The sequence below is a fragment of the Stutzerimonas sp. R40042 genome (genome assembly GCF_026642215.1).
GTDB lineage: Bacteria > Pseudomonadota > Gammaproteobacteria > Pseudomonadales > Pseudomonadaceae > Stutzerimonas > Stutzerimonas frequens.
This window is the reverse complement of record NZ_CP113258.1, coordinates 752,882-767,994: the sequence shown is the minus strand read 5'-3', so window position 1 is coordinate 767,994 and position 15,113 is coordinate 752,882. Positions and strand designations below refer to the sequence as shown.

The window sequence follows — 15,113 nt, the reverse complement described above, 5'->3', positions numbered from 1 at the left end:
AGGGGTCTCCACGGCGCTAGCCGATAGGCGGGTCATGCTTTATTATCCTGCATCTTTCTCAGCCCATCGAGAGGCGTGCGGCCCAGCCGGCCGATGGCTCGCCGCAAGCACGGACCAAAAAACAAGATGGCAGTCAAATACCCCGCGTTTCGTAAAAAATTCCCTCTATTGGTTACTGGCGGTCTGCTTGCATTGCAACCGGTAGCTGTTCCTTTTGTCATCGCCGCCGAACAGTTCGCCTGCCAGCCGGACGCATCCGGTGGCTGGAACTGTGCCTCCAACGCAGCCAGCCCCGCACTGCCACCGCGCCCGACCCATAGCGGCAGCGCCGTGAGCACGACGGGGACAGCCAAGTCAGCCACTGCCAAGACGCAAGAGCCGACCGCCACGACCAAGCTGGTCACCGAGAGCAAGGGCCGCGCGCTGGCCTCGCGCAGCGCCGACTATAGCCATCTGGACTGGGTGCCACGCGATCAGCTGACGCCTGCTCAGCTCGCCGAAACCGGCCCGTACTGCGCAGGCACCTATGTCGAGCCGGACCGCCCAGGCAAGTTCGACACCACGCCGATGAGCGAAGCGCCCACCTACGTGTCGGCCAAGGCCACCCGCTACGAGCAGGAGCAGGAGATCGCCACCCTCGCTGGCGATGTGGTCCTGCGCCAGGGCAGCATTCAGGTCGAGGCGGACGAAGCCAGCCTGCACCAGTTGGAGAACCGCGGTGAGCTGACCGGCAACGTGCGCTTTCGCGACCGCGATGCACTGCTGGTCGGCGACCGCGCCGAGATATTCCTCGACAGCGGCGAAGCCAAGGTGGAGAACGCCGAATACGTGGTGCACTCCGGCAAGGTCCGCGGCAGCGCGCAGTACGCCAAGCGCGAGGAAACCGCAATCATCCGCCTGAAGGACGGCACCTACACCAGCTGCGAGCCGGGCGAGAACAGCTGGCACCTGAAGGGCAACAACGTCACCCTGAACCCGGCTACCGGCTTCGGTTCGGCCACCAACGTGACGCTGCGGGTCAAGGATATTCCGGTGTTCTACACCCCTTATATCCACTTCCCCATCGATGATCGTCGCCAGTCCGGCTTTCTCGCACCGAGCATCGGCTCGTCCAGCGACAACGGCTTCTCGCTGCAGACGCCCTATTACTTCAACTTGGCGCCGAATTTCGACGTCACGTTGTATCCGCATCTGATGACCGACCGCGGCCTGCTGATGGAAGGCGAGTTCCGCTACCTGACGCGCAGCAGCGAGGGCCAGTTCGGCGCCGCCTACCTGGACGACAGCAACGACGACCGCAAGCTGCAGTCCGAGTACGAGGACCAGCGCTGGATGTACAGCTGGCAAAACCGTACTGGTCTGGATTCGCGCTGGCTCGCCGAGGTGGACTACACCGATATCAGCGATCCTTACTACTTCCAGGATCTGGATACCAACCTCAACATCGACCAACCTGATCATCTCGATCAGCGCGGCACACTCTCCTACCGCGGCGACACCTATACCGCGCGCTTGAACATGCACGCCTATGAGCGTGCCACAGTGGCCGACATCACGCCGTACGAGCGCCTGCCGCAGCTGACCCTGGACGGACGCCTGCCCTTCCAGCCGGGCGGCTTGAACTTCGCCTACAAGACCGAGTTCGTCAGCTTCCAACGCAGCCTGCGCAGCGGCAACTACATCAATGAGGATGGGGGTGAAGAAACTTGGTACGACGAGAACCTAAGAGGTCTCAACCGCGCGGAAGGCGAACGCCTTCACTTAGAGCCCGGAGTTAGCCTACCCCTGAACTGGTCGTGGGGCTTCATCAAGCCTTCGCTGAAATACGCATATACCAAGTACGACGTGACGCTCGACAACAAGGGCAAGTTTGGTGATGGCGGCGTTGGAGCGAACTTTAACGACACACCCGACCGCAGCGTGCCGATCCTGAGTGTCGACAGCGGCCTGTACTTCGACCGCGACACCCAGTGGTTCGGCCAGGACTATCGCCAGACCCTCGAGCCGCGCCTGTTCTATCTCTATGTTCCGAAGGAAGATCAGGACGATATTCCGGTTTTCGATACCGGTGAGAGCAGCTTCAGCTATTCCTCGCTATGGCGCGAGAACCGCTTCTCCGGTAATGATCGGATCGGCGATGCCAATCAGGTTTCGCTCGGTGTCACCAGCCGCTGGGTCGAGCCCAATGGCTTCGAGCGCCAGCGCTTCAGCATCGGTCAGAGCTATTACTTCCGGGACCGCGAAGTCCAGTTGCCTGGCATGACCGTTGCGGACCGCGCCGATGCCAGGGCAGACGTGTCGCCCTACGCACTGGAGTATATGTATCGCTACAACCGCGACTGGCGCTTCACCTCAACCTTCAATTGGGATCCGGATGCTGGCCAAACACGTTCGGGCAGCGCCATGTGGCATTACCAGCCGGAAGACAACCCAGGCAAGATCGTCAACCTCGGCTATCGCTACCGCAACGACACAGTACGTTTCGACCAGGCGACCGGCGAATGGAGATATGGCGGGGATTATGGCAACGAATTGCTTGAGAACGGCGATCCGAATCCGGAGTACATCAAGGACTACTACAAGATCAACCAGCACGACTTCTCGGTCATCTGGCCGGTGGTCCCGCAATGGAGCGTCATTGCCCGCTGGCAGCATGACTACAGCCGCAGCCGCACACTGGAAGCCTTCGGTGGCTTCGAGTACGACAGCTGCTGCTGGAAGCTGCGCCTGATCAATCGCTACTGGATCGACTACGACGAGACCAGCCTCAACCCCGAACGCAACGACGAGCCCGACCGCGGCATTTTCCTGCAGATCGTCCTCAAGGGACTCGGCGGCGTAGTCGGCAATGCGACCGAAACTTTCCTCGACGAAGGCATCCAAGGCTACCGTGAACGTGAAGACCAAGCTTTCTGAAGTACTGCGCCCGCTCGCGCTCGGCGCACTGCTGCTGAGCGGTGCAACCCTCGCGCCTGCGGCCCTCGCCCAGGTTCAACCACTGGATCGCGTGGTGGCGATCGTCGATAACGACGTCATCATGCAAAGCCAACTGGATCAGCGCATGCGCGAAGTCCAGCAGACCATCGAGAAGCGCGGCGCCGATGCGCCGCCGACCGACGTCCTGCAACAGCAGGTGCTTGAGCGCCTGATCACCGAGAACCTGCAGCTGCAGATCGGCGAGCGCTCAGGCATCCGCATCTCCGACGAAGAACTCAACCAGGCCATGGGCACCATCGCCCAGCGCAACAACATGTCACTGGAGCAGTTCCGCGAGGCGCTGACCCGTGATGGTCTGAGCCTGGAAACCGCCCGCGAGCAGATCCGCCGCGAGATGATCATCAGCCGCGTGCGCCAGCGCCGCGTCGCCGAACGCATCCAGGTGTCCAACCAGGAAGTGCAGAACTTCCTCGCCTCGGACCTCGGCAAGCTGCAGCTGTCCGAGGAATACCACCTCGCCAACATCTTGATTCCGGTTCCGGAATCTGCTGATGCCGCCACCATCCAGGCAGCCGAACGCACTGCCATGGATACCTATCAGCAGCTGCAGCAGGGCGCCGACTTCGCTCGCCTGGCCGTATCCCACTCGGCCAGCGAGAACGCTCTCGAGGGCGGCGACATGGGCTGGCGCAAAGCGGCTCAGCTGCCACCGCCGTTCGATACTGCGGTTCAGGAGCTGGCGGTCGGCGAAGTGACCCAACCGGTGCGCACGCCGCCAGGCTTCATCATGGTCAAGCTGCTGGACAAGCGTGGTGGCGAAACCCAGGTACGCGACGAAGTGCATGTCCGCCACATCCTGATCAAGCCGAGCGCGATCCGTAGCGAAGAAGAAGCACGCCTGCTGGTACAGCGCCTGCGTGATCGCATCGAGGCTGGCGAGGATTTCGCCGAGCTGGCCAAGAGCTTCTCCGAAGACCCGGGCTCGGCGCTCAACGGCGGCGACCTGAACTGGATCGACCCGGCTTCTCTGGTGCCCGAGTTCCGTGAAGTCATGGCCAACACCCCCAGTGGCGAGCTGTCCCAGGCTTTCAAGTCGCCCTATGGTTGGCACATCCTCGAGGTGCTCGGCCGCCGCGCCACCGATGCCAGCGAGCAGTTCCGCGAGCAACAGGCGCTGAGCCTGCTGCGCAACCGCAAGTACGATGAAGAGCTGCAGGCCTGGCTGCGCCAGATCCGTGACGAGGCCTACGTCGAGGTCAAGCTCTAAGCTGCACGCTGTAACTACACGCAACAGCAATGCGGGGTGATGGCCGAAGGGTCGCCACCCCGTTTTCATTTCCGGCGGATCACCGCCCGATGCCTAGCGGAGAATCTCGATGCCCACGTCCCGCCCTTTCGTTCTGACGCCCGGCGAACCGGCCGGCATCGGCCCGGATCTGTGCCTGTTGCTGGCACGCCAGGCGCAACCGCGGCCACTGGTGGCCATCGCCAGCCGCGCGCTGCTGGCCCAGCGCGCCGAACAGCTGGGGCTGAGCATCGAACTGCGCGATGCCGGACCGCAGAACTGGCCAGGCCACCCCGCGCCTGCCAACTGTCTGTACGTATGGGACACACCGCTCGCCACCACAGTGACGGCCGGCCAGCTCGACCCGCGCAATGCCCACTACGTGCTGGAGACGTTGACCCGCGCCGGACGCGGCTGTCTGGACGGCAGTTTCGCCGGCATGATCACCGCCCCGGTGCACAAGGGCGTGATCAACGAAGCCGGCATCCCCTTCTCCGGACACACCGAATTTCTCGCCGAGCTGACCCACACCGAACAGGTGGTAATGATGCTCGCCACCCGCGGCCTGCGTGTGGCGCTGGTGACCACCCACCTGCCGCTCAGGGACGTCGCCGATGCGATCACCGCCGAGCGTCTGCAGCGGGTCACGCGCATCCTGCACGCGGACCTGGTGGGCAAGTTCGGCATCGCTCGGCCGCGCATCCTGGTCTGCGGCCTGAACCCCCACGCCGGCGAAGGCGGCCATCTGGGCCGCGAGGAAATCGAAATCATCGAGCCGGCGCTGGCGGGTCTGCGCAAGGAAGGCATCGAGCTGATCGGCCCCCTTCCCGCCGACACGCTGTTCACCCCCAAGCACCTCGAACACTGCGATGCGGTGCTGGCGATGTATCACGATCAGGGCCTGCCGGTGCTCAAGTACAAGGGTTTCGGGGCAGCGGTCAACGTTACCCTCGGTCTGCCGATCGTACGCACCTCCGTAGACCACGGTACCGCGCTGGACCTGGCCGGAACGGGCCGTGTCGATATCGGCAGCCTGCAGGTCGCTCTGGAAACGGCCTATCAGATGTCAGGCGCCGCTTAGGCGAGACGGAAATCGCCCACGGCATCCGCTTTGCAATGGGTGCCGGCCCGGCGACTCAGCTGGTAAGCTTCGCACCTTTCATTTTTCGCTTTACGCTCTTGCTTGACGCTTGCGGCTTGAAGCCTGGAGCTGCCTTCATGTCCGACTACCAACACCGCGCGCGCAAACGCTTCGGCCAGAACTTCCTGCACGACGCCGGCGTGATCCACCGCATTCTGCGGGCGATCCACGCCAAGCCGGGTGAGCGACTGGTGGAGATCGGTCCCGGGCAGGGTGCCCTCACCGAAGGGCTGCTCGACAGCGGCGCCCAGCTGGATGTCGTCGAGCTCGACCTGGACCTGATCCCCATCCTGCAGGCCAAGTTCGCCGGGCGCGAGAACTTCAACCTGAACCAGGGCGACGCCCTGAAGTTCGACTTCAGCCGGCTCAGCCAGGAGCCGGCCAGCCTGCGCATCGTCGGCAACCTGCCCTACAACATCTCGACCCCGCTGATCTTCCACCTGCTCGAACACGCCCAGCTGATCCGTGACATGCACTTCATGCTGCAGAAGGAAGTGGTCGAGCGGCTGGCCGCGCAGCCCGGCGGCGGTGACTGGGGGCGGCTGTCGATCATGGTGCAGTATCACTGCCGGGTGGAGCATCTGTTCAATGTCGGCCCGGGAGCGTTCAACCCGGCGCCGAAAGTCGACTCGGCGATCGTGCGCCTGGTACCACACGAAACCCTGCCGCATCCGGCGCGCGATCACCGCCAGCTGGAGCGCGTCGTGCGCGAGGCGTTCAATCAACGGCGCAAGACCCTGCGCAACACCCTCAAGGGCCTGCTGGATGCCGAAGCCATCGAGGCAGCGGGCGTAGATGGCAGTCTGCGCCCCGAACAGCTGGACCTGGCGGCCTTTGTCCGCCTTTCCGATCAACTGACCGAGCGCAGCTAGGGGTCAGCCCCTCTGCCGACCAGCGAGCCGTCCATGCCCGAAGAACAACGCTACCGCATCGACGTCAGCGTCACGCCCCGCTATCTGGCCGAGCAATCCGAGCCGGAACAAAACCGCTACGCCTTTGCCTACACCGTAACTATCGAGAATAAAGGCGAGGTGGCGGCGCGGCTGCTGTCGCGACACTGGATCATCACCGACGGCGACGGCCAGGTGCAGGAAGTGCGTGGCGCAGGCGTCGTCGGCGAGCAGCCGCTGATTGCGCCTGGCGAGCACCACGTCTACACCAGTGGAACGCTGTTGCCGACCTGTGTCGGCAGCATGCAGGGCAGTTATCGGATGCTGGCCGAGGACGGGCACAGTTTCGATGCGGTCATTCCACCGTTCCGCCTGGCCGTACCCGGAGCATTGCATTGACGACCTATGCCGTTGGTGACCTGCAAGGTTGCCTGGAGCCCCTGAAGTGCCTGCTGGAGCGCGTCGACTTCAGTCCGTCGCGCGACTGCCTGTGGCTGGCCGGTGATCTGGTCAACCGTGGCCCGCAATCGCTGGAAGCGCTGCGCTTCGTGCGCGATCTTGAGTCCTCGGCGATCACCGTGCTGGGCAACCACGACCTGCATCTGCTGGCGGTGGCGCACAACATCGAGCGCATGCGCAAATCCGATACCCTGCAGGCGATCCTCGACGCACCGGATCGCGCAGACCTGATCGACTGGCTGCGCCAGCAGAAGCTCATTCATTATGATGCCGAGCGGCACACCGCCATGGTGCATGCCGGCATCCCGCCGCAATGGTCGCTGGAAAAGGCCCTGCGTCGCGCCGCCGAGGTCGAGCAGGCGCTGCAGGACGACGCCCTGCTGCTGCCCTTTCTCGATGGCATGTACGGTAACCAGCCGGCGAAGTGGAACAAGGAGCTGCACGGCGTCCCGCGCCTGCGCCTGATCACCAATTACTTCACCCGCATGCGCTTCTGCAAGGCGGACGGCACCCTTGAACTGGATGCCAAGGAAGGCGCCGACAGCGCACCCGCCGGCTACGCGCCCTGGTTCAGCCACAGCAATCGCAAGACACGCAACGTCAAGCTGATCTTCGGCCACTGGGCGGCGCTGGAAGGCCAGTGCGACGAGCCGAACGTTTTCGCGCTGGATACTGGCTGCGTCTGGGGCAACGCCATGACGCTGATGAACCTCGACAGTGGCGAGATACATCGCTGCGAATGTGAACACGGTAAACCCGCATGACAGACTTCAAACGCATCCCGCCGGAACAAGCCCAGACCATGCGCAGCAATGGCGCGGTGATCGTGGATATTCGCGACCCGCAGAGCTATGCCAATGGTCACATCAGTGGCTCACTGCATCTGGACAACCATTCGCTGCCGGACTTCATCGCCGCAGCCGATCTCGATCACCCGCTGATCGTCACCTGCTATCACGGCCATTCCAGCCAGAGCGCCGCGGCCTATCTGGTCAATCAGGGTTTTTCTGACGTCTACAGCCTCGACGGCGGTTTCGAACTCTGGCGGCATACCTACCCGGCCGATGTCGCGCGCGACGAACAAGCGTAAAAATTTATTTCCCTCCGATCGCCCGCCATCCGCGGGCTAGGCGCTATCAGCAGCCGAACGGCAGCGCGGAAATCCCCTCTCCGCCCTTGATCTTGCCGAATCCGAACTATCCTTGACTTCAGGCCATCCAAATAAACGAAGCCGGGAAACGGCTGACGGAATTCAGGGTTTCGACCATTAGGTGTTCGGGGGAACTCCACTGGCCGCCACTTCGGCCGGGCTCCAGAGTGCCTGATGACGCGCCTATTCGTGCATCGATCGAGGTGAAGTCATGAGCATTTTCAGCCACTTCCAACAACGTTTCGAAGCGACCCGCCAGGAAGAATATTCGCTCCAGGAGTACCTTGATCTCTGCAAGGCGGATCCAAGGACCTATGCCAGTGCAGCCGAGCGTCTGCTGATGGCGATCGGCGAGCCCGAGCTGGTGGACACGTCGACCGACCCTCGGCTGTCGCGCATCTTCTCCAACAAGGTGATCCGCCGTTATCCGGCCTTCGAGGATTTCCATGGCATGGAGGAATGCATCGACCAGATCGTGTCCTACTTCCGCCACGCCGCACAGGGCCTGGAGGAGAAGAAGCAGATCCTCTATCTCCTCGGCCCGGTGGGCGGCGGCAAGTCGTCGCTGGCCGAAAAGCTCAAGCAGCTGATGGAGCGGGTGCCCTTCTACGCGATCAAGGGCTCACCTGTCTTCGAGTCGCCGCTGGGGCTGTTCAACCCGGTGGAGGACGCGCAAATCCTCGAAGAGGACTACGGCATTCCGCCACGCTACCTGAACTCGATCATGTCGCCTTGGGCCACCAAGCGCCTGCAGGAATTCGGCGGCGACATTTCCAAGTTCCGCGTGGTCAAGCTCTATCCGTCGATCCTTAACCAGATCGCCGTGGCCAAGACCGAGCCAGGTGACGAGAACAACCAGGACATCTCTTCGCTGGTGGGCAAGGTGGATATCCGCAAGCTCGAGGAATTCCCGCAGAACGATGCCGACGCCTACAGCTACTCGGGCGCGCTGTGCCGGGCCAACCAGGGCCTTATGGAATTCGTCGAGATGTTCAAGGCGCCGATCAAGGTCTTGCACCCGCTGCTGACCGCGACTCAGGAGGGCAACTACAACAGCACCGAGGGCCTGGGCGCGATTCCCTACAGCGGCATCCTGCTGGCGCACTCGAACGAGTCGGAGTGGCACAGCTTCCGCAACAACAAGAACAACGAGGCCTTCATCGACCGCATCTACATCGTCAAGGTGCCGTACTGCCTGCGCGTGTCGGACGAGATCAAGATCTACGACAAGCTGCTGGCCAACAGCTCGCTGTCCAGGGCCCATTGCGCGCCGGACACGCTGAAGATGCTGGCGCAGTTCTCGGTGCTGTCGCGCCTGAAGGAGCCGGAGAACTCCAACATCTATTCGAAGATGCGCGTCTACGATGGCGAGAACCTCAAGGACACCGATCCCAAGGCCAAGTCGATCCAGGAATACCGTGATGCCGCCGGCGTCGACGAGGGCATGAACGGGCTTTCCACCCGTTTCGCCTTCAAGATTCTTTCCAAGGTGTTCAACTTCGACCCGCACGAGATCGCCGCCAACCCGGTGCACCTGCTCTACGTGCTGGAGCAGCAGATCGAGCAGGAACAGTTCCCCGCCGAGGTGCGCGAGCGCTACCTGCGCTTCATCAAGGAATACCTGGCGCCGCGCTACATCGAGTTCATCGGCAAAGAGATCCAGACCGCCTACCTCGAGTCCTACAGCGAGTACGGGCAGAACATCTTCGATCGCTACGTGCTGTACGCCGACTTCTGGATCCAGGATCAGGAATACCGCGATCCGGAGACCGGCGAAATCCTCAACCGCGTGGCGCTCAACGAGGAGCTGGAGAAGATCGAGAAGCCGGCCGGCATCAGCAACCCGAAGGATTTCCGCAACGAGATCGTCAACTTCGTGCTGCGCGCCCGTGCCAACAACAACGGCAAGAATCCGTCGTGGCTGTCCTACGAGAAGCTGCGCGTGGTGATCGAGAAGAAAATGTTCTCCAACACCGAGGACCTGCTGCCAGTCATCAGCTTCAACGCCAAGGCCAGCAAGGAAGACCAGAAGAAGCACAACGATTTCGTCGTGCGCATGGTCGAGCGCGGCTATACCGAGAAGCAGGTTCGCCTGCTCTCCGAGTGGTATCTGCGGGTGCGTAAATCGCAGTAAGCGGCTGGAAGCCTGAAGCCGGGAACGGAACGCTCCGCTTTCGGCTTCGGGTCTATGCTTTTCAGCCTAGCCCGGAGGGCCTATGAGCTACGTGATCGACCGTCGCCTGAATGGCAAGAACAAGAGCACGGTGAACCGCCAGCGCTTCCTGCAGCGGTACCGTGGGCATATCAAGAAAGCGGTAGAGGAAGCCGTTGGCCGCCGTTCCATCACCGACATGGAACATGGCGAACAGATCAGCATTCCCGGACGCGACATCGACGAGCCGGTGCTCCACCACGGCCGCGGCGGACGCCAGACCATCGTCCACCCTGGCAACAAGGAGTTCGTCGCCGGCGAACGCATCCCGCGCCCGCAGGGCGGCGGAGGCGGACAAGGCGCTGGCCAGGCCAGCAACAGCGGCGAAGGCATGGACGACTTCGTCTTCCAGATCACCCAGGAGGAGTTTCTCGACTTCATGTTCGAGGACCTGGAACTGCCCAACCTGGTCAAGCGTCACCTCACCGGCACGGATACCTTCAAGACGGTGCGCGCCGGCATCGCCAACGAGGGCAACCCCTCGCGCATCAACATTGTCCGCACCCTGCGCTCGGCGCACGCCCGCCGCATCGCGCTGTCGGGCAGCAGCCGTGCCCAGCTAAGGGCGCTGAAGGCGGAGCTGGAGCGGCTACGCCTGGAGGAGCCACACAACTTCGGCGACATCAAGGCAGCCGAAGAAGAGATCGAGCGGCTCAAGGCGCGCATCAACCGCGTGCCGTTCCTGGACACCTTCGACCTCAAGTACAACCTGCTGGTCAAGCATCCCAACCCCAGCTCCAAGGCGGTGATGTTCTGCCTGATGGACGTTTCCGGTTCGATGACCCAGTCCACCAAGGACATCGCCAAGCGCTTCTTCATCCTGTTGTACCTGTTCCTCAAGCGGAACTACGACAAGATCGACGTGGTGTTCATTCGCCACCACACCAGCGCCAAGGAAGTGGACGAGGAAGAGTTCTTCTACTCCCGCGAAACCGGGGGCACCATCGTTTCCAGCGCGCTGAAGATGATGCAGGAGATCATGGCCGAGCGTTATCCGGCCAACGAATGGAACATCTACGCCGCGCAAGCCTCCGACGGCGACAACTGGAACGACGATTCGCCGCTGTGCCGTGACATCCTGATCAACCAGATCATGCCGTTCGTACAGTACTTCACCTACGTCGAAATCACCCCGCGCGAACACCAGGCGCTCTGGTACGAGTACAACCAGGTGGCAGAAGCCTTTTCCGACGCGTTCGCCCAACAGCAGTTGGTCAGCGCCGGAGACATCTATCCAGTGTTCCGCGAACTCTTCCAGCGGCGCATGACCAGCTGAGGTGTGCAGCATGAAGCGACAGCCCATTTCCACCGGCTCGGAATGGACCTTCGACCTGATTCGGCAATACGACCGCGAGATCGGCCGCATTGCCGAGCGCTACGCGCTGGACACCTATCCGAACCAGATCGAGGTGATCACCGCTGAGCAGATGATGGACGCCTATGCCTCGGTGGGCATGCCGCTGGGCTATCACCACTGGTCCTACGGCAAGCAGTTCCTGCATACCGAAAAGCACTACAAGCGCGGTCAGATGGGCCTCGCCTACGAGATCGTGATCAACTCCGACCCCTGCATCGCCTACCTCATGGAAGAGAACACCATGTGCATGCAGGCGCTGGTGATCGCCCATGCGAGCTACGGCCATAACAGCTTCTTCAAGGGCAACTACCTGTTCCGCACCTGGACCGACGCCAGCTCGATCATCGACTACCTGGTGTTCGCCAAGCAGTACATCATGCAATGCGAGGAACGCCACGGCATCGATGCGGTGGAAGACCTGCTCGACTCTTGCCACGCGCTGATGAACTACGGCGTCGACCGTTACAAGCGCCCCTACCCCATCTCGGCAGAGGAAGAACGGCGGCGGCAGAAGGACCGCGAGGAACATCTGCAGCGGCAGATCAACGATCTCTGGCGGACCATTCCCAAAGGCGCCGACAAGGGCGACGGGCAGGCCGGGAACCAGCGCTTTCCGGCCGAACCGCAGGAGAACATTCTCTATTTCATCGAGAAGCACGCGCCGCTGCTGGAACCCTGGCAGCGGGAGATCGTTCGCATCGTTCGCAAGATCGCACAGTACTTCTACCCGCAGCGCCAGACCCAGGTGATGAACGAAGGCTGGGCCACCTTCTGGCACTACACCCTGCTCAATGACCTCTACGATGAAGGGCTGGTCACCGACGGCTTCATGATGGAGTTCCTGCAGTCGCACACCAGCGTCATCTACCAGCCCGGCTTCGACAGCCCCTACTACAGCGGCATCAACCCTTACACCCTGGGCTTCGCCATGTATCAGGACATCCGCCGGATCTGCGAGAACCCGACCGAGGAGGACAAGCGCTGGTTCCCGGACATCGCCGGCAGCGACTGGCTGACCACGGTGAAATTCGCCATGAACAACTTCAAGGACGAGAGCTTCATCCTGCAATTCCTCTCGCCCAAGGTGATCCGCGACCTGAAGCTGTTCAGCATCCTCGACGACGACCGCAAGGACGAGCTGCTGGTCCCGGCCATCCACGACGAAAGTGGCTACCACACCATTCGCGAACTGCTCGCAGCGCAGTACAACCTCGGCAACCGCGAGCCCAACGTGCAGGTGTGGAATGTCGATCGCCGTGGCGACCGCTCGCTGACCCTGCGTCACATGCAGCATGACCGCAAGCCGCTGGGCGCATCCACCGACGAGGTACTCAAGCATCTGCACCGGCTGTGGGGGTTCGACGTGCATCTGCAATCGATGCAGGACGACAAGCTGGTCAACACCCATCACATGCCGCCGCGCGCCAGCAACGAGACGGAAACCGACAGCCGCTTCCCCGGCATGAACTTCGCCTGACCGACGCCGCGGGCACTGCCCGCGGCGCCTTCCTCAGCACCAATCTGTGGCCGTACGGCCGATATCCTTTATCCTCCGCGCCTACGGAGGTGGTTATGCAGATCTACAAAGTCGGCGGCGCGGTGCGTGATCGCCTGTTGGGGCGTGCGGTCAGTGAAGTGGACTGGGTGGTGGTCGGCGCCACTCCAGAGGAAATGCAGGCCCAGGGCTTCCGCGCGGTGGGCGCAGACTTTCCGGTGTTCCTGCATCCGCAGAGTGGCGAGGAGTACGCCCTGGCGCGTACCGAGCGCAAGAGCGGCCGCGGTTATGGCGGCTTTACCTTCCATGCCAGCCCCGAGGTCACCCTCGAGGAGGATCTGCAGCGACGCGACCTCACCATCAATGCCATTGCCGAAGACGAGCAGGGGCGATTGATCGACCCCTACGGTGGCCAGCGCGATCTACAGGCCCGACTGTTGCGCCACGTGTCGCCGGCCTTCGCCGAAGACCCGCTGCGCGTGCTGCGCGTGGCGCGCTTCGCCGCACGTTATGCCGAGCTCGGCTTCCGTATCGCCGACGAAACCCTTGAGCTGATGCGTCAGCTGGCGCGCTCCGGCGAGCTGTCGGCACTCACCGCCGAACGCAGCTGGAAGGAGATCTCCCGCGCCTTGATGGAGCCGCGCCCGGATGTCTTCATTCAGGTACTGAAGGCCTGTCATGCCCTGCCGGAGCTGTTCCCCGAACTGGCTGCCAGTTTCGAGGAGCAAGGCGCACATGGCGAAAAACTGCTCGGCGCACTGAGGCGCTGCGCGAAGCACGCCCAGCCATTGCCGGTACGCTGGGCGTGCCTGCTGCTCGGCTGCGCAGGCCCAACCGCTAGCCAGGAGGAGCGTCTCCACGCCATCGCCACGCTGAACCAGCGCTGCAAGGCGCCGCGGGATTGCCAGGAACTGGCGATGCTGCTCGGCCGCTACCATCAGGACGCGCTCGATGCGCGAGCCCTGCCCGCCGATGCCTTGCTCGACATGCTGCAGCACTTCGATATCTATCGCCGCCCGGAACGCTTCGAGCACTTCATCGCGGCCTGCGAAATGACAGCTTCGGCAGACGATGCGGCGCAACCCTTACCCCAAGCCGACTACCTGCGGGCGGCGGCAAAGGCGGCTCGTGACGTCGCGGCCAAACCGCTGCTGGAACAGGGCCATCAGGGCGCCGAGCTGGGCAAGGCGCTCGCCGCCGCTCGACTCGAGGCGCTGCGGCTGCATTGCCAGCGGAACGCGAGTATTGGTTAGTCACCTACCCAGCTGCGGATGGGCGCGGATCAGCTCGTGCGGGGTGAGCTCCGCGCCGCGCCAGTGAAAGGGCACCGGCCAGAGCTGCTGGTCGATCGTCGAGCGCGCCCACAGCTCGGCGAAGCTGGCATCCGCGGCCGGGTGCCGCACGGCCGGAGCCAGCAGCGCGAGCGGCCAGAGCACGAAGGCGTTCTTGAGAATCTCCGCACGCGGCAGCAGCAGACCGTGGAAGTTGCCGACCAGCTCGCCATAGAGCAGCACGTCGATATCCAGCGGTAGCCCCTTGCGATCCGGCGCGTAACGCCCGTTGTCGGCCTCGATGAACTTGAGCCGACGGTCCAGTTCGGTCAGCGGTAGCTCGGTCTTGCCGGCGACCACCAGGTTGTAGAAGTTGTCGCCCTTGTAGCCCACCGCCAGACTCTCGAACACCGGCGAGCAACGCATGTCCACCAACAACTCGGCCAGCGCATCGAGGCCGGCATGCAGGTGAGGCTCACGCCGGACATTGCTGCCCAGGCCGAGCAGCACGGGAGTCAGCGACATCCGCGTTCGATCTCCACGCCCAGCGCGCGGGCCCGCGCATTGACGCCAGGCTTGGTGACCCGCAGGCGCAGCCAGAGAATGCCGAACTCGCTCATCAGACGCTGCGCCAGGCGCTCGGCGAAGGTCTCTACCAACTCGAAGCGCGCCTCGGCAGCGAACAGGTCGATGGCCGCAGCGACCTTGGCGTAGTCCAGGGCCTTGTCCAGCTCATCGTTCTCGGCGGCAGGACGGATGTCCCAACCCAGCGTCAGGTCCAACTGCAAGCACTGCCGGATGCCGCGCTCCCAATCATAGGCGCCGATCACCGTATCCACTTCCAGGCCTTCGATGAAGACTGTATCCACGCAACGTTCTCCTGCGGCACGACAAGCTCGAAACGCGCCGTTAGACT

General features: G+C 62.8%; 13 protein-coding genes. 11 read left to right on the top strand and 2 right to left on the bottom strand.

Annotated elements, in window-relative coordinates; genetic code table 11:
- Positions 1–126 precede the first annotated feature (126 nt).
- The 11 genes from OUY36_RS03460 to OUY36_RS03410 all read left to right on the top strand — a co-directional run bounded on the left by OUY36_RS03460 (position 127) and on the right by OUY36_RS03410 (position 14,179).
- Positions 127–2,916 (top strand): LPS-assembly protein LptD, encoded by a 2,790-nt coding sequence (locus OUY36_RS03460; protein WP_267936781.1) that lies wholly within the window; start codon positions 127–129, stop codon positions 2,914–2,916.
- On the top strand, positions 2,897–4,204 hold the full coding sequence (locus tag OUY36_RS03455) for a peptidylprolyl isomerase (protein ID WP_267936780.1): 1,308 nt from the start codon (positions 2,897–2,899) through the stop codon (positions 4,202–4,204). The genes OUY36_RS03460 and OUY36_RS03455 overlap by 20 nt, the downstream gene beginning before the upstream one ends.
- Before the next feature lie 109 nt (positions 4,205–4,313).
- Positions 4,314–5,303 (top strand): 4-hydroxythreonine-4-phosphate dehydrogenase PdxA, encoded by a 990-nt coding sequence (pdxA, locus tag OUY36_RS03450; RefSeq protein WP_267936779.1) that lies wholly within the window; start codon positions 4,314–4,316, stop codon positions 5,301–5,303.
- 137 nt (positions 5,304–5,440) lie between these two features.
- Positions 5,441–6,235 carry a 16S rRNA (adenine(1518)-N(6)/adenine(1519)-N(6))-dimethyltransferase RsmA gene (rsmA, locus tag OUY36_RS03445; RefSeq protein ID WP_013981677.1) on the top strand — a complete coding sequence of 265 codons (795 nt, stop codon included), beginning with the start codon at positions 5,441–5,443 and terminating at the stop codon, positions 6,233–6,235.
- Positions 6,236–6,268: 33 nt separating this feature from the next.
- Positions 6,269–6,652 (top strand): Co2+/Mg2+ efflux protein ApaG, encoded by a 384-nt coding sequence (gene apaG, locus OUY36_RS03440; RefSeq protein WP_267936777.1) that lies wholly within the window; start codon positions 6,269–6,271, stop codon positions 6,650–6,652.
- Positions 6,649–7,476: a symmetrical bis(5'-nucleosyl)-tetraphosphatase gene (locus tag OUY36_RS03435; RefSeq protein WP_063539656.1), complete on the top strand. Its 828-nt coding sequence runs from the start codon at positions 6,649–6,651 to the stop codon at positions 7,474–7,476. The genes apaG and OUY36_RS03435 overlap by 4 nt, the downstream gene beginning before the upstream one ends.
- Positions 7,473–7,802 (top strand): thiosulfate sulfurtransferase GlpE, encoded by a 330-nt coding sequence (gene glpE, locus OUY36_RS03430; RefSeq protein WP_102839618.1) that lies wholly within the window; start codon positions 7,473–7,475, stop codon positions 7,800–7,802. The genes OUY36_RS03435 and glpE overlap by 4 nt, the downstream gene beginning before the upstream one ends.
- Positions 7,803–8,073: 271 nt before the next feature.
- Positions 8,074–9,996, top strand: coding sequence for a PrkA family serine protein kinase (locus OUY36_RS03425; RefSeq protein WP_013981674.1), 1,923 nt, complete (start codon positions 8,074–8,076; stop codon positions 9,994–9,996).
- A gap of 82 nt (positions 9,997–10,078) precedes the next feature.
- Positions 10,079–11,350 carry a YeaH/YhbH family protein gene (locus tag OUY36_RS03420; protein WP_063539654.1) on the top strand — a complete coding sequence of 424 codons (1,272 nt, stop codon included), beginning with the start codon at positions 10,079–10,081 and terminating at the stop codon, positions 11,348–11,350.
- A gap of 10 nt (positions 11,351–11,360) precedes the next feature.
- On the top strand, positions 11,361–12,908 hold the full coding sequence (locus OUY36_RS03415) for a SpoVR family protein (protein ID WP_019405650.1): 1,548 nt from the start codon (positions 11,361–11,363) through the stop codon (positions 12,906–12,908).
- A 95-nt stretch (positions 12,909–13,003) separates the two neighbouring features.
- Positions 13,004–14,179 carry a multifunctional CCA addition/repair protein gene (locus OUY36_RS03410; RefSeq protein ID WP_152480810.1) on the top strand — a complete coding sequence of 392 codons (1,176 nt, stop codon included), beginning with the start codon at positions 13,004–13,006 and terminating at the stop codon, positions 14,177–14,179.
- Here the strand turns inward: OUY36_RS03410 and folK are convergent, their stop codons facing one another.
- Together folK and folB are read right to left on the bottom strand one after the other, a co-directional pair.
- Positions 14,180–14,722 (bottom strand): 2-amino-4-hydroxy-6-hydroxymethyldihydropteridine diphosphokinase, encoded by a 543-nt coding sequence (gene folK / locus OUY36_RS03405; RefSeq protein WP_152480809.1) that lies wholly within the window; start codon positions 14,720–14,722, stop codon positions 14,180–14,182.
- Positions 14,713–15,066, bottom strand: a complete 354-nt coding sequence (folB, locus tag OUY36_RS03400; protein WP_125868817.1) for a dihydroneopterin aldolase — start codon at positions 15,064–15,066, stop codon at positions 14,713–14,715. The genes folK and folB overlap by 10 nt, the downstream gene beginning before the upstream one ends.
- Positions 15,067–15,113 lie beyond the last annotated feature (47 nt).

Excerpts from the sequence above, each read along its gene's own strand:
- OUY36_RS03460 (WP_267936781.1), top strand. The coding sequence starts at position 127 with ATGGCAGTCAAATACCCCGCGTTTCGTAAAAAATTCCCTCTATTGGTT.
- OUY36_RS03410 (WP_152480810.1), top strand. The coding sequence starts at position 13,004 with ATGCAGATCTACAAAGTCGGCGGCGCGGTGCGTGATCGCCTGTTGGGG.
- rsmA (WP_013981677.1), top strand. The coding sequence starts at position 5,441 with ATGTCCGACTACCAACACCGCGCGCGCAAACGCTTCGGCCAGAACTTC.
- OUY36_RS03420 (WP_063539654.1), top strand. The coding sequence starts at position 10,079 with ATGAGCTACGTGATCGACCGTCGCCTGAATGGCAAGAACAAGAGCACG.
- OUY36_RS03415 (WP_019405650.1), top strand. The coding sequence starts at position 11,361 with ATGAAGCGACAGCCCATTTCCACCGGCTCGGAATGGACCTTCGACCTG.
- folK (WP_152480809.1), bottom strand. The coding sequence starts at position 14,722 with ATGTCGCTGACTCCCGTGCTGCTCGGCCTGGGCAGCAATGTCCGGCGT.
- apaG (WP_267936777.1), top strand. The coding sequence starts at position 6,269 with ATGCCCGAAGAACAACGCTACCGCATCGACGTCAGCGTCACGCCCCGC.
- pdxA (WP_267936779.1), top strand. The coding sequence starts at position 4,314 with ATGCCCACGTCCCGCCCTTTCGTTCTGACGCCCGGCGAACCGGCCGGC.
- glpE (WP_102839618.1), top strand. The coding sequence starts at position 7,473 with ATGACAGACTTCAAACGCATCCCGCCGGAACAAGCCCAGACCATGCGC.
- OUY36_RS03425 (WP_013981674.1), top strand. The coding sequence starts at position 8,074 with ATGAGCATTTTCAGCCACTTCCAACAACGTTTCGAAGCGACCCGCCAG.